Annotated in this window: 11 protein-coding genes; 8 read left to right on the top strand and 3 right to left on the bottom strand. The window is 34.0% G+C overall.

Translation table 11 applies throughout. From position 1 onward, the window contains the following. The first annotated feature begins 155 nt into the window (after positions 1 to 155). The 5 genes from MK119_RS12605 to MK119_RS12585 all read left to right on the top strand — a co-directional run bounded on the left by MK119_RS12605 (position 156) and on the right by MK119_RS12585 (position 3,768). A complete protein-coding gene (locus MK119_RS12605; RefSeq protein ID WP_290679282.1) occupies positions 156 to 1,169 on the top strand; it encodes a bifunctional oligoribonuclease/PAP phosphatase NrnA in 1,014 nt (337 codons plus the stop codon). Positions 1,170 to 1,173: 4 nt separating this feature from the next. Further along, positions 1,174 to 1,740, top strand: coding sequence for a gliding motility-associated peptidyl-prolyl isomerase GldI (gldI, locus tag MK119_RS12600; RefSeq protein WP_290679279.1), 567 nt, complete (start codon positions 1,174 to 1,176; stop codon positions 1,738 to 1,740). Position 1,741: 1 nt separating this feature from the next. Beyond that, positions 1,742 to 2,965: a peptidylprolyl isomerase gene (locus MK119_RS12595; protein WP_290679277.1), complete on the top strand. Its 1,224-nt coding sequence runs from the start codon at positions 1,742 to 1,744 to the stop codon at positions 2,963 to 2,965. 176 nt (positions 2,966 to 3,141) lie between these two features. Beyond that, positions 3,142 to 3,396 (top strand): hypothetical protein, encoded by a 255-nt coding sequence (locus MK119_RS12590; protein WP_290679275.1) that lies wholly within the window; start codon positions 3,142 to 3,144, stop codon positions 3,394 to 3,396. Positions 3,397 to 3,543: 147 nt separating this feature from the next. Then, positions 3,544 to 3,768 carry a hypothetical protein gene (locus tag MK119_RS12585; RefSeq protein ID WP_290679272.1) on the top strand — a complete coding sequence of 75 codons (225 nt, stop codon included), beginning with the start codon at positions 3,544 to 3,546 and terminating at the stop codon, positions 3,766 to 3,768. Between the two features lie 479 nt (positions 3,769 to 4,247). Here the strand turns inward: MK119_RS12585 and MK119_RS12580 are convergent, their stop codons facing one another. Then, positions 4,248 to 5,711 carry an aminoacyl-histidine dipeptidase gene (locus MK119_RS12580; RefSeq protein WP_290679269.1) on the bottom strand — a complete coding sequence of 488 codons (1,464 nt, stop codon included), beginning with the start codon at positions 5,709 to 5,711 and terminating at the stop codon, positions 4,248 to 4,250. Between the two features lie 194 nt (positions 5,712 to 5,905). Here MK119_RS12580 and MK119_RS12575 point away from each other — a divergent pair, with 194 nt between their 5' ends. After that, complete coding sequence (locus tag MK119_RS12575) at positions 5,906 to 6,982, top strand: DUF3810 domain-containing protein (RefSeq protein ID WP_290679266.1); 1,077 nt, start codon at positions 5,906 to 5,908, stop codon at positions 6,980 to 6,982. Positions 6,983 to 7,051: 69 nt separating this feature from the next. On the opposite strand, the gene MK119_RS12570 is transcribed toward MK119_RS12575, so the two are convergent. Both MK119_RS12570 and MK119_RS12565 read right to left on the bottom strand, forming a co-directional pair. Then, entirely contained in the window at positions 7,052 to 8,155 is a 1,104-nt protein-coding gene (locus MK119_RS12570; RefSeq protein ID WP_290679263.1) for a phytase, read from the bottom strand. A gap of 9 nt (positions 8,156 to 8,164) precedes the next feature. Next, the gene (locus MK119_RS12565) at positions 8,165 to 10,924 is read right to left on the bottom strand and encodes a TonB-dependent receptor (RefSeq protein ID WP_290679260.1); all 2,760 of its coding nucleotides are present in this window, start codon (positions 10,922 to 10,924) and stop codon (positions 8,165 to 8,167) included. A 191-nt stretch (positions 10,925 to 11,115) separates the two neighbouring features. Here MK119_RS12565 and MK119_RS12560 point away from each other — a divergent pair, with 191 nt between their 5' ends. Together MK119_RS12560 and MK119_RS12555 are read left to right on the top strand one after the other, a co-directional pair. Then, positions 11,116 to 11,907 (top strand): hypothetical protein, encoded by a 792-nt coding sequence (locus tag MK119_RS12560; protein ID WP_290679257.1) that lies wholly within the window; start codon positions 11,116 to 11,118, stop codon positions 11,905 to 11,907. Between the two features lie 146 nt (positions 11,908 to 12,053). Beyond that, positions 12,054 to 15,029 carry an amidohydrolase family protein gene (locus tag MK119_RS12555; RefSeq protein WP_290679254.1) on the top strand — a complete coding sequence of 992 codons (2,976 nt, stop codon included), beginning with the start codon at positions 12,054 to 12,056 and terminating at the stop codon, positions 15,027 to 15,029. Positions 15,030 to 15,040: the final 11 nt, after the last annotated feature.

Raw genomic sequence — 15,040 nt, 5'->3', positions numbered from 1 at the left:
GTTTTGTAAAATCATATTTGATTTTCGGTGCAAAAGTACACAAATACAATTTATTTGCAAGGCTAATTTAGTATATTAGCCAGCTATGAAATGGGAAGTTGTAAAATCTATATCGTTTTTATAGCATTTACCATGGAATTACAGAATTGAATTATATGAACGAAGTAGAAATACAAGGTGTAAAAACACTGCTAGAAACTCCAAAAAACATTGTCATTATTCCGCATAAAAACCCAGATGGAGATGCTATTGGTTCTACGCTTGCGCTCTGGCATTACTTGAAAAAAGGGCAACATAACGCAGTTATTATTGCTCCAAATGATTATCCGAATTTTTTAAAGTGGATGCCCGGAGAAGATGAAATTGTAAAGTTTGACTCAAACAGACAGCATGCACAAATGTTATTAGATGCAGCCAATGTTATCTTTACGTTAGATTTTAATGATTTGGGCAGAATAGGTGAAATGGAACCCGTTGTAGCTGCAACAGAAGCAACGTTTGTAATGATAGATCATCATCAACAACCTTCAGATTATGCTACATATATGTATTCTGACACAAGTATGAGTTCAACTTGTGAAATGGTCTATAATTTTATTTCCTTTTTAGGTGATGAAAATAGCATTACTGATGAAATGGCAACTTGTATGTACACCGGGATTATGACAGATACTGGCTCTTTCCGCTTTAAAGCAACTACAAGTACTACACATAGAATTATTGCTAATTTAATGGATAAAGGAGCAGACAATGCTTCTATTCATAATGCCATTTATGATACCAATAGCTTAAGTCGCTTACAGTTATTAGGTTGCGCATTAAAAAATTTAGTCGTTTTAGAAAAATATAATACTGTATATATTACGATAAGTAAAGAAGAATTAATTCGTTACGACTTTAAAAAAGGAGATACTGAAGGTTTTGTAAATTATGGTTTATCACTAAAAGGTATTAAATTTGCAGCAATTTTTATAGAAAATCTCCAAGAGCCGTATGTAAAAATGTCACTGCGATCAAAAGGCGATTTTTCAGTAAACGAATTTGCTCGTGCTCATTTTAATGGAGGCGGACATACGAACGCAGCAGGTGGAAGAAGTGAGAACTCTATGGAAGTTACCGTACAAAAATTTACGGAAATATTAACCGAATACAAATCTGCATTAAGCTAAATATATGTTCAAAAAAATAGTTTTCTTAGGCATCATACTCATCACTATAATTTCTTGTGCACAACAAGAAGCGCGCAAACCTGTGAATATACGTTCTGGGACATTTTTAAAAGAATCTGCAGAACGAAACAAAGTATTGATTGCCAAAGAAGAAGCTATTATTCAAAAATATATAGAACTTGATACCATCAACGATTATATGGCATCTAACAACGGTTTCTGGTATTTTTACAACAACAAGAAAGCGCAAGAAAATTATCTTCCGCAAAAAGGAGATACACTAACATACGAACTTAATATTTCTAAAATGACCACTGGTGATGTCATTTATAAAAAAGAAGAACTTGGCATACAAGAATATGTAGTTGATAAACAACAAATTATTCCAGGCTTACGTTCTGGACTACAATTAATGAAAAAAGGAGAAACAGTCACCTTTCTTTTCCCTTCACACATTGCATATGGATATCACGGAGATAATAAACGAATTGGAACCAACATTCCGGTCAAATCTACTATAACTTTACTCGATATAAAAAAAGACAACAAAAACCTAGAAACAGAAAATTAAAATGAAATTATTTACAACAACAATCACAGTCTTTATTGTGGTTATGACTTTAGGATTTACTTCATGCACAAAAGCTCAAAAAACTGAGTTAGATGATGGTATTTATGCTGAAATTAAGACTAACAAAGGAGTAATGGTCGCTAAACTGTTTTATAAAAAAGTTCCTGTTACTGTTGCCAATTTTATTGCTTTAGCAGAAGGAACTCACCCTAAACTTTCAGATGATCAAAAAGGAAAACCGTATTATAATGGTATCTCTTTCCATAGAGTTATGGACAAGTTTATGATTCAAGGTGGTGACCCAACGGGAACTGGAAGTGGAAATCCAGGATACCGTTTTGCTAGTGAATTTGACACAGAGTTAAAACATGACAAACCCGGTGTTTTATCAATGGCTAATTCTGGAGGAGTTAACACTAATGGAAGTCAATTTTTTATCACTGAAGTCCCATATCCAAGTCTAGATCCTGTAGATTTTAATGGAGGACCTAAACCTTGTCAAGCACCAAGAGTAAGTTGCCATTCAGTTTTTGGACAATTGGTAAAAGGAATTGAAGTTCAAGATAGCATTTCGAATGTCGCTGTTGATCCGAGAAGTAAAAAGCCACTTGAGGATGTGATTATGACTGAAGTAAATATCATACGTAAAGGTGCTGATGCAAAAGCATTTGATGCTGTAAAAATATTTACAGAAGACGAACCAAAGCTTATAGACAAGTATCAACAATTTGTAAAAGATACTAAAGAAGCATACGAAACAAAACAAAAAGCACAAGCACAAGGAGCTATTACAAAATTCAAAGAAGATTATAAAGATTTGGGAGAATTATACGAATCTCCAACAGGAATGGTAATGGTAACTACACAACCAAGTGCTTCAGGTGTAAAACCAAAATCTTCTGATACGGTAACGATAAACTGTGCTGGATATTTAGAGAATGGAAAATTATTTTATACAAATATTAAAAGTGTAGCACAAGAAGGTAGTACGTATAGCGAAGCCGCAGAAGCGCAAGGAGGCTACAGTCCCTTCCCAACTATTTATAATTCAAGTGCACGACTAGTTCCTGCTTTCAAAGAAGCAGTGCTACGCATGAAAGTTGGAGAAAAAGCAAAAGTATTGGTTCCTTCATATTTAGGTTATGGATCAAGACCTAATGGACCAATCCCTGCAAATTCAAATTTAATTTTTGATGTAGAACTTGTAGAAATCCAAAAAAAGTAATTAAATAAAAATATGTATTAAGGAAGCTCTTCTCTTTCTGAGAAGAGCTTTTTTTGGATCCATTAAATAAAAACCGTACTTAATTTCAGGAAAAACACGGTATAAGTTACGTATTTCGACTCTACTCTTACCTAGTGTTTATCTAGATATTTGCGCGAAACCAAAAACCATATATCATGAAAAAACAAAAGTTTTCTTTGCAACTACGCAAACAAAAAGTTGCAAAACTATCGAAAAAGCATTTACAAGGAGGAGCCATCAATACATTCACTTTTCCTATTAACAGTATTCACAATATCTGGTTGACGCTACAGGTAAACTGTAAATCCGCATTAACTCCATGTGATCCTATGCCAACAATGCCTTCTGGTTGCGGCTGCCCAACAACACATACGCAAACAACAAATCAGCCTACATTTTTTACTTGCTAAACAGATATATATGTTATTATAAGCCTCTTTTCATTGAAAAGGGGCTTTTTCTTGGGGAAAAACACCATATCTTTTTTATCTCTTTTCCTGTTTTGAGAATGTCGATATTGAGAGATATTTGCACTGAAACAAAAAATTATATTTCAGATGAAAAAACAAATCAAAACATTAAAGTTGAAGAAACAGATCATTTCTTCTTTAGAAAGTAGATTGCTACAAGGTGGCGCACCAACTACTATGACTGTAAATACATTTGCTGCTGGTTGCCAAAGTCAATTGATATGTGACCCAATTCCATCAGATCCACGTCCTAATTCAGGAATTTCACGTTGTGAACCTTGTGGAAGCTGGAATAGACCAGGCTGCAATTAAGAAATAAACTTCTAGTTTTAAAAAAAGCTTCTCTTTATGAGAAGTTTTTTTGTTTAAAATTATATCGCAAACACACCTTTTGATGGGATAACCGTAATACTTCAATGTAGATTTCTTGTAATTTTAAAGTAATATCAATCCTTAATTTATTATCAAGAAAAAAAAGAAAATCCTGTTACAACTAAGAAAGCAAAAAAATTCATCTTTATTTCAACAAAACCTGATTGGAGGAACAAATGATAGTATAGATCATCCATATTATGTGAGCAAGAAAACCGAGTGTGAGGATGGAGGCTTTGATACATTTAAAGAAGATGGTTGCCATGTACTACCTATTGACACTGCAAAATGGTAAACTATACTCCTTGTGACGCTCTTTCTCAAAACATCTTAAAAATGGAAATGTATAGAGCGTAGTTAAGAGATTATATTTTGAATCTTAACCACGCTCTACTTTATAAAATACGTCTACTGACTATTTATTTTTTTGGAATATTCTTTAAAATCTCTAATACATATTTCCAATATTTTTGCGCCGAAGAAACACTTGCACGCTCGTCTGGTGAATGTGCTCCACGAATATTCGGTCCAAAACTAATCATTTCCATTTCTGGATAATTAGTTCCTAAAATTCCACATTCCAATCCTGCATGGCAAGCAGCTACATGTGGTTCTTCTCCATTGTTTAACTCTTTATATAAATTCACCATTACTGGTAAAATAGAGGCGTTCATGTTTGGCGCCCATCCTGGATACGAACCAGAAAACTCAACTTCACAACCAGATAACTCAAAAGTTGCTCTTAGTTTTGTAGCCAAATCCATTTTTCCACTTTCAATTGATGAACGTGTCAAACAACCAACTTTAACCTCACCATCTTTTACAATAACACGTGCAATATTATTTGAAGTTTCTACCAAGTCTTCAATATCTGGACTCATACGGAATACTCCATTATGCGCAGCATATAAAGAACGTGTCAATCCTTCTTGCACACCTAATTCCATAACTCCAGATGGTGTTTCAGTAATTGTACATTCAATTTCTAAATCAACTTCTATGCTAGCAAATTCCTTTTGAATCGTGTTGATTTGCGTTTGCATTTCAAACTCAAATGCTTCTTGATGTACTTTGTCTACAACGATTGTTGAAATACTTTCTCTTGGGATCGCATTTCGTAAACTTCCGCCATCAATTTCGGCGATACGCAATCCGAAGTTTTCAAAACCGTCAAATACCAAACGATTCATTAAAACATTTGCATTTCCGAAACCTTTGTGAATATCCATTCCACTATGTCCTCCTTGCAAGCCGCTTATTTTAATAGTATAGGCAGCTACATTCTCTGGTGTCTCTTCAACCACATACGAGCGCGTTGCAGTCACATCAATTCCTCCTGCACAACCAATTCCGATTTCATCATCTTCTTCGGTATCTAGATTTAGAAGAATTTCTCCTTCTAACAATCCTCCTTTTAATCCCATGGCACCTGTCATTCCTGTTTCTTCATCAATAGTAAATAAAGCTTCCAGTGCAGGATGTGCAATATCATTACTTTCTAAAATAGCCATAATCGTAGCTACTCCAAGTCCGTTATCGGCTCCTAACGTAGTTCCTTTCGCTTTTACCCAGTCACCATCCAAAAACATTTCAATTCCTTGCGTATCAAAGTCAAAAACTGTATCCGAGTTTTTTTGATGTACCATATCTAAATGCGATTGCATCACAATGGCTTTAGGATCTTCCATACCTGCAGTTGCTGGTTTTTTAACAATCACATTTCCAACTTCGTCTACAAAAGTTTCTAAACCTAAATCTTCACCAAACTTCTTCATAAAAGCAATCACACGTTCTTCTTTTTTTGAAGGTCTTGGGACTGCATTTAAGTCTGCAAATTTATTCCAAAGTGCATTTGGCTCTAAAGTTCTTATTTCTTGACTCATTCTATTTTTTTTATGAATTGAATTATTGCTTACAAATTTAAATGTTTAGGAACAAAATCGATTGTTTTTCATGGAATACCTTTCAAAATTGTCAATATTAAAACAAAAATATCATCGCAACGTAGCAATAGTGATTTAGTTTTTTTACATTAGCTACATATCATGTTCCCGAATGGAGTTCAAATGTATTGCTTATGACCAAGAGAACAAAAATTTTAATTGCTTTATCTTTTCCCCTACAGTTCTTTCTAATTAAGATACTTGGCAGTTATCCTGAATTTGTTGAAACGTATTACAGTAATGGATTGTACCCATATATTTCAAAACTTTTTAGAATTATTTTTGGCTGGATTCCTTTTTCAATAGGTGACATTTTTTACACAATCGCTGTTGTATTAATCATACGTTATATTTATAAAAATTTCCGTTTAGTTCGAAAAGAATACAAACGTATTTTGATTGATACATACATCACCATCACATTTGTATATTTTGCATTTCACCTTTTATGGGGAATGAATTACTACCGATTGCCTTTACATAAATCACTTGAATTGGATAGAAAGTACACTACAGAAGAACTGGTAAGTTTTACTGAAAGAGTTGTTGCTAAAGCGAATGCAATTCAATTTCAAATTACACACAATGACACTGTAAAAGTAGAGGTTCCTTATACTATTGATGAGATTTTTCAAAAAACGTTGAATGGTTATGAAAACTTTAGTGCTAAAGAACCTATGTTTACCTTTACCAATCAGAGTCTAAAGACTTCTATTTACAGTGGCTTTTTAACCATGATGGGATTTAGTGGCTATATAAATCCGTTTACCAATGAAGCTCAAGTTAACAGTAAAATTCCAGTGTATAAATTCGCAGTAACAGCTAGTCATGAAAAGTCACATCAAATTGGTTTTGCCGCAGAAAATGAAGCTAATTTTATAGGTTGTATGACAGCTTTACACAATGAGGATATTTACTTCAAATATGGTGCATATAATTTTATGACATGGCATTGTTTAAAGGAAGTTTACAACAGAGATAAAGATGAATACGAACGCTTAAAAGCAACGTTAAATTCTGGTATTCAAAAGAATTATGATGAAGTTCGAGAATTTTGGATATCACACAAAAATCCATTAAAACCACTATTCAAATTCACATTTGATCAGTTTTTAAAAGCTAATAACCAATCGAAAGGAATTTTAAGTTACAGCTACGTGGTTTCTTTGTTGGTAAACTATGATAAAAAAAATGCCATTATCCCCCAATAATGGCATTTTCAACACACACTAGTAAATGGATTTTGGCACATCTAGATATGTACCCATCGAATCCATACCCTATTTTATTTTTTTATTCAATAATAATGCTGTTTCTATTTTTCTCCAATCAACAAGTTTAAAGTTTTGATTTAAAGAATCTTTTCCTTTAGTATTTGCTCCATCTTGTGCAATAAAAAAACCTTTTGGATAGTCTGAAAAAGTAGCACTTGTTACATCAATTCCATCTGTATCACAGGTTCCATCAATTTCTGCTCCATCTGAAATACCAAAACTTCCGATATATGCATTGGTAATTCTATCAAAAACTGCATAACTATTATTCCCTTGAGATGATAAAATGATATAACCTTTTCCTTTACCGCTATCATACAAAGTAACTCCTTCAAAATCAGCTTTCATATTTGTATCTGTAGTTGTTACAATAGCTTTACGTTCTTCAGATCCATCAGGTTCAGCATCATACTTCCATAGCGCTTTCTCTTCTTCTCCAATGTATAATTTCCCATAAAAATCATCTGCAACAACACCTTCTGTCTGATTTCCTACGGCAAATGTTCTTACAATTTTCCCAGCGACTTTTCCAGCTTCTTCAAATAATTCCCACTGCTCTACATTGCCATCTTTACCATTTGCAAAAACATATATTTTATTGGTTTTAGCACTTTTATACATTCCCAATCCATAAATTTCAGCTAATTGACTTTTCAATGGCATTGCAGCTACATCTTCTAATGATCCATCATCAGGATTTACTTTGTGTACTGTAATTGTGTTTGAAGTTCTGTTAGAAGCTGTCACGATTGCTACCGTATCTTTTTCCAACACAAAACCTTCTCTAATATCTACATTATTTACTCGCCCTACAGGATATTGAAATACTTCATTCCCTGACAAGTCGTACACAATCAATCCTTCTTGCTTGTTGGTTCCTATTATTTTTGATTTCGTCTTATTTGTTGGATGAATCCAAATGCAAGCATCATCAGCAGCATCGTCGGATGAAGAAACCTGTGCAGTTTCCATTGTTGCATACACAGGCTTTATGCGATTTACTTCTTTTGTTGTTGTTTTTGAAACTTCCTTTTCTTGTTTCTTCTCTTTCACTACTTCACATGCAGTAAAAGCAAGAACTCCTAAAAATATTTTGATAAACTTTTTCATTGATTTCATTTAGAAATTATATTTCAATCCCAAATTCCAGTTAATATTATAGAATTCAGCTTGCATAGTGCGCTCTTTCACTCCTTGATAGTAACGCAGTTCTTGATTAGTGATGTTCTTCATTTCTCCGAAAATTCTTAAGTTTTTCGTAATGGCGTACGAAGCATTCAGATCCAAAAATAACTGCGAATCGTAATATCTATCTTCAAAAGGTTTATCTCCATACTCATCAATATAATCATCTGCAAAGTGCAATGAGGTTCGTACTGAAAGTTTTTTAGTTTCATACGCTAATGAACCGTTAAATGTGTTTGGTACAGCTCCTGCCAATTCCAATCCATCTTCACGCCCTGTAATTCCATCCGTTTCAGAGTTTGTATATGTATAGTTTCCGTAGAATGTTAAGTTTTTCAAGAAACTTGGTAAGAAATCTAATTTACGTTGGAAAGCAATTTCAAATCCAAATACTTTTGCTGATCCCCCGTTGAAAGGTTGTGTTACATCATACATTTCTGTAGCACCATTCACTGTTAATGCCTGCTCGTATGTCAACGCATAAATAAAATTATCAATGTTCTTATAGAAAGCACCTCCAGAAATGATTCCTACATTATCAAAATAATGCTCTGCCATAAAATCAAAGTTTAATGACTCTGCTGCTTCCAATTCAGGATTTCCAAATTCAGCTTCTAAATCGTCACTATTTATATTTTGATATGGTACAATGTCAAAATAATTTGGTCTTGCAATCGTGTTTGTATATGCAAAACGTAAAATAGTATTATTAGTTGCTGCATAACGGAATTGTACGTTTGGCAATACATTTGTGTATTTCTTAGAAGCATTGATGGCAACCGCATCTGCTAATGAAGAAGCAGATTCTACATCGATTTGAAAACCTGTGTAATCAATATTTGTATGCTCCATTCGCAAACCAGCAATGAATGAGAATTTATCTCCTAATTGTTGTCTTAGCATGGCATATGCTCCGCTAATTTTTTCGTTTGCATTGTAGTTTTCTGGCACAAATTCATCCAATACCAACTCACCATTTATCAATGCTAAGTCTCCTAAAAATGAATTGGTTGCAAACGTTCCTGATCTGTATTGATCTCCTGGCAAATATCCATCTATAGTCTGGTCTGCTGTTTGTGCATTGCTCAACAATTCGAATGCAGAAAAATCATCCGTATCAAACTCAGAGAATGTATTATCTCTTAACTTATCTCTGTCATGGTATTTGTACCCTGTTTTGATTGAGTTCTGATATTTTCCAGAAGTATTTATTGGAATTGTAATATCAAAACGAGACGTAAATTGCTCTTCCTCAGTATATCTTCTTTCTTCTGAAATTTCATCTAATTCAAATAAAGAAGCATCGTTGTCCATTCTGTTCATTGAGTTGAAGAATGGTGTTCTTGTATTTACAAATTGTTGTGTAATCGTTGATGCATCTTGCTTAGATTCGTACGTTACATAGCGTTCATTGGGACGGACTTCACTTGCTTTTGAAAAACCAATATTCCAGTCGAACTGAACTTTTTTGAATAATATATGCGAACCATTCAATCCAACTCTGTACATTTTTTGACGCTCTAATCGTCTACTCTCATTGGTATCATTATTAATACCTCCTTTTGTCTGACGTGTTATTTTGTACTCATCATCACTAGCATCATCAGTGTCATTATCATCAAACTTATAACGTAATCTATATCTATTTTCCAAATCATCTCTGTGATTGTAAATTGACTTAAATTCGATGGTATTGTTTGGATCTAATTTCCAATCTAAATTCAACGATACACTTCTACGAATACGTTTTACATCATATCTTCTGATATCGTGTTCTTTGATAAATGTTGGTGAATCCCATTCAAATTCAACATTATCAGATCCATAATCGTTTGAATTGTATGAAGCACTCACAACCGCTCCCAATTTATCATTGAAAAAACGTTGCGCTGCTACTGCTGAAAAATTGTACAATCCACTCTCTCTAACTGGATTTCTACCATACGCTCCTGTTAACGAAACTCTCAATTTAGATGGTGCTGCACGTGTTATCAAGTTTACAGAACCTCCAATTGCGTCTGCTTCCATATCAGGCGTAACCGCTTTGTTTAACTGAATTGTTTGAATCATATCAGAAGGAATTAAATCTAATTGAATTCTACGATTATCGCCTTCCGCAGATGGAATTCTATCACCATTCAATGTTACAGAATTTAATTGCGGTGCTAAACCACGAATAATGATATCTCTTGCTTCTCCTTGGTCATTTTGCATTGCAATACCTGGAATACGTTTTAAAGCATCACCAGTATTCGCATCTGGAAATTTACCAACCTGATCGGCAGAAACTACATTGGTAATATTGTCATTTGTTTTTTGCTGATTTAAAGCTTTTGCTTGCCCTCTTGCCAAGCTACCATATATTAGGACTTGGTTTAAACTATTGGTTTTCACTTTCATTGAAACTTTTACTTCTGCAGTGGTATTCACTGAAATTTCAACAGAAACATTTTGTGTTTCAAATCCAATATAACTTACAGTTATGTCATAAGTTCCTGTTGGAAGATTCACCATAGTAAAATTTCCATCAAAATTAGAAGTGGCACCATGTTGCAAGCTTTCTATAACAACCGTTGCACCAGGTAGTGGTAATTTATTATCGTCTAAAACACGACCAGTTAGGATTCCTTTATCTTGAGCAAATACTACTGTAGTAAAGCAGATAAAGAATAGGGAAAATACTAATTTCTTCATTATAATTTTGTGTTGATTAGTTGTTGTGACAAAACTATTTGCAACATGAAGCTATTAGATTATCTAAAGATTAATCTCTTATTAAGATTACAAATCCAAATTGTAAACTCGATAATCTTTTAATGAAGTTTGATTAGCATTTTCTTAACCCAATACACGAAAACAAAAAGAAAAGCGTTAATTTTAGTACGATGAACCGATTTTTTCTCTTAATATTACTATGTCTTGGAGTTGCATGCAAAGATGCTTCTAACAAAACTGCTGCTACTTTTGAAGCCTCAAAAAAGGAATCGATCTTAGCTGAAGTGGAATCTGAAATCATTGTTGAAAACTCAATCGATTCTATTGCATTAGGCATTAACTTTAGTCCTAATGGAAATTACAATACCATCAAACAAACCATCAAAACAGATCGCGCTTATTTCAAAAGACTTTTGCAACAAAATAAGGAGAAAGCCATTGATACAGCTTCCAAGTATTTATATCATAAGCTTCTGAATGAAATTGTACCACATTGGTACGGAACACCTTGGGATTTTAATGGTCATACTGATATTCCTAACGATAGTGAAATTGCTTGTGGTTATTTTGTATCAACTACACTCAGACATTTAAGTTTTCGACTCAATCGTTTTAAAATGGCACAACAAGCTGGTTTGAATGAAGCCATCACACTTCAACCAAAAAACGAATTAAAAATCTATCGGAATATTTCGCAAGATCAACTCAAAATTAAACTCAATAAAGTATATGCTGACGGATTGTATTTTGTAGGATTGAGTAATCATGTTGGATATGTATTGATAAAAAACAAAGAACTCTACTTTTTACATTCAAGTTATTATGACAATAAAGTGATTATAGAAGAAGCGGCTACTTCTCCTTGTTTTCAAAGCGACATTTATGTCTTTGCTGAAATTACGAGCAATCGAGAACTTATTCAAAAATGGATACAAAACAAAACGATTCCTGTTCATCAATAATAACCTCAGCAAGCTCCTTTCATATAAATACGAGAAACCCGTACAAAAGCTAAATCAAAATGTTAAAAAAATCTTAATACAACTAGCAGAGCATATTCTAGCCGTATCTTTAAGTTTTTATAATCGACCAAATTTAAAGTAAAGCAATGAGAAAATCGTACTTGCTGCTGTTATTACTTTTCTGTAGCCTTTCCGCCTTTGCGCAGGAATACTTTCCCAAAAACGATGGCGTTAAAACAGAAAGTCATACCATAACAGCATTCACTAATGCAAAAATTTATGTCACGCCCACACAAGTGATTAAAAATGGAACACTTATCATACAAGATGGTAAATTCGTTCAGACTGGAACAAAAATTTCTATACCAAAAAATGCTACTATTGTGGATCTTACAGGAAAAAGTATATATCCTTCCTTTATTGATCCTTATTCTGATTTTGGATTGCAAAAACCTAAAAGAAGTTTTGGAGGAAGAAGAAGTCCGCAGTATGATGCGGAACGAAAAGGATATTATTGGAACGATCATATTCGACCAGACATCAATCCTATTAACAAATTTACCTTTGACAATAAAAAAGCAATGAGCTTGTTAAAAGCTGGTTTTGGAACTGTAAATACACATTTACAAGATGGTATTGTTCGAGGTAACGGAATGTTGGTTGCGTTGAATTCAAAAGCAGACAATAGCATTCGAATTTTAGATGACCGTTCTGCTCAATATTTGTCATATCGAAAAAGCAATGCTTCCAGACAATCGTATCCAACTTCTTTGATGGGAAGCATGGCATTATTACGTCAAATGTATCACGATGCTGATTGGTATGCAAAAGGAAACGCCGAACGTACCGATTTAGCTTTGGAAGCTTTAAATGCAAATAAAAATCTAGTGCAAATTTTCCATTCAGGAAACAAACATAACAGTATCAAAACAGATGCAATTGGTGACGAATTCGGCATTCAATATGTATTGGTTGGCGACGGAACTGAATATGAAAACATTACTGCAATGAAAGCTACCAATGCTTCATTCATTATTCCAATCAACTTTCCAAAAGCGTATGACGTTTCAGATCCGTATGCCGCAAGTGTTGTAGAGTTAGAAGCAATGAAACACTGGAATCAAGCACCTTCTAACCCAAAAGCATTGGCTGACAAAGGAATTACCTTTAGCTTTACAATGCATGACACCAAATCAGGAAATGCTTTTAAAGCAAACTTGCAGAAAGCCATCAAATATGGTTTGAACAAAACAAAAGCATTGGAAGCCTTGACAACAATTCCAGCACGTATTTTAAAACAAGAAGACAAAATAGGAACGCTTCAAAACGGACGTCAAGCCAATTTTTTAATTACCTCTGGAGATATTTTTGATAAGAAAACGGTGATTTATGAAAACTGGGTTCAAGGAAATCAAAATGTTTTTAAAGACAAAGCACATAAAGATTTACGTGGAAAATACACCTTCAATGTTGCAGGAAACATGTATGATGTAAACATCGCTGGCTCACCAGAAAAGCTAAAAGCAACGGTGATGAAAGATTCAATGAAACTAGGCTCAAAGATTTCTTTTAAAAACGACTGGTTGCAATTACAGTTTACCACACCAGATACAACGAAAACAGAATTTATTCGTTTAACAGCACCAGTCAGAAACACAACCTTTTTCTCTGGAAAAGCGCTCCTCGCAAATGGTTCTGAATCGTCTTTTAATGCTACTCAAAAAGAAGCAAAAAAGGCTGAAGACAAAAAAGGCGGAAAGAAAGATGGAAAAATCGAAGTACCAAAAATGCTTCCTATCTCCTATCCTAATGGAGCGTATGGAGCTGCAATTTTACCACAACAAGAAACCGTTTTATTCAAAAATGCCACAGTTTGGACGAATGAAAGTGACGGAATTCTTCAAAATACAGATGTTTTAGTAAAAGATGGTAAAATTGCTCGTATTGGAAAAAACATCAACGATCGCGGAGCTAGAGTTTTAGATGCTACTGGAAAACATTTAACTGCTGGAGTTATTGATGAACATTCGCACATAGCTGCTTTTGCCATTAACGAAGCGGGACACAATTCTACCGCAGAAGTTAATATGGAAGATGTTGTAAATCCTGAAGACGTCGATATTTACAGAAACTTAGCTGGTGGTGTTACTACGATTCAATTATTACACGGTTCAGCGAATCCAATTGGTGGTCGTTCTGCTATTTTGAGTTTAAAATGGGGACGCTCTGCAGATGAAATGCTATTTAAAGGAGCTGATGGATTCATCAAATTCGCTTTAGGTGAAAATGTAAAACAAAGTAATTGGGGAGATACGGAAACCACACGTTTCCCACAAACACGTATGGGTGTTGAACAAGTATTCACTGATTATTTTCAACGAGCTAAAGAATACGAAGCAAAGAAGAAAAACGGAAAATATCGTTATGATATTGAAATGGAAACCATCTTAGAAATTTTGAATAAAAAACGCTTTGTATCTTGTCATTCTTATGTACAAAGTGAAATTAATATGTTGATGAAAGTTGCGGATAAATTCGGTTTCAACATCAACACATTCACGCATATTCTAGAAGGTTACAAAGTAGCAGATAAAATGAAAGAACACGGAGTGGGTGGTTCAACTTTCTCTGATTGGTGGGCATATAAATATGAAGTAAATGATGCCATCCCTTATAATGGTGCCATCATGCATAATCAAGGTGTGGTTGTTGCATTTAATTCAGATGATGGTGAAATGTCTCGTAGATTGAATCAAGAAGCTGCAAAAGCAGTAAAATATGGCGGCGTTTCAGAAGAAGATGCTTGGAAATTTGTGACACTAAACCCTGCAAAATTGTTACATATTGATGATAAAGTAGGAAGTATCAAAACAGGAAAACAAGCAGATTTAGTATTATGGACAGATCACCCAATGTCAATTTACGCAAAAGCGCAAACAACCATGATTGAAGGAACTGTATACTTTGATTTGGATCGTGATAAACAATTACGAAGAAACATTCAAAGCGAGCGTAACGAGTTGATGAATATGATGCTTTTAGAGAAAAACAAAGGTATGAAAACACAACCTGTTCGAAAGAAAGAAAAAGTACATCATCACTGTGATACTGTTGAATTTTAAATCATAACTGA

This window comes from Kordia sp. (assembly GCF_022447245.1).
GTDB lineage: Bacteria > Bacteroidota > Bacteroidia > Flavobacteriales > Flavobacteriaceae > Kordia.
This window is presented reverse-complemented; position numbering and strand designations above follow the sequence as displayed.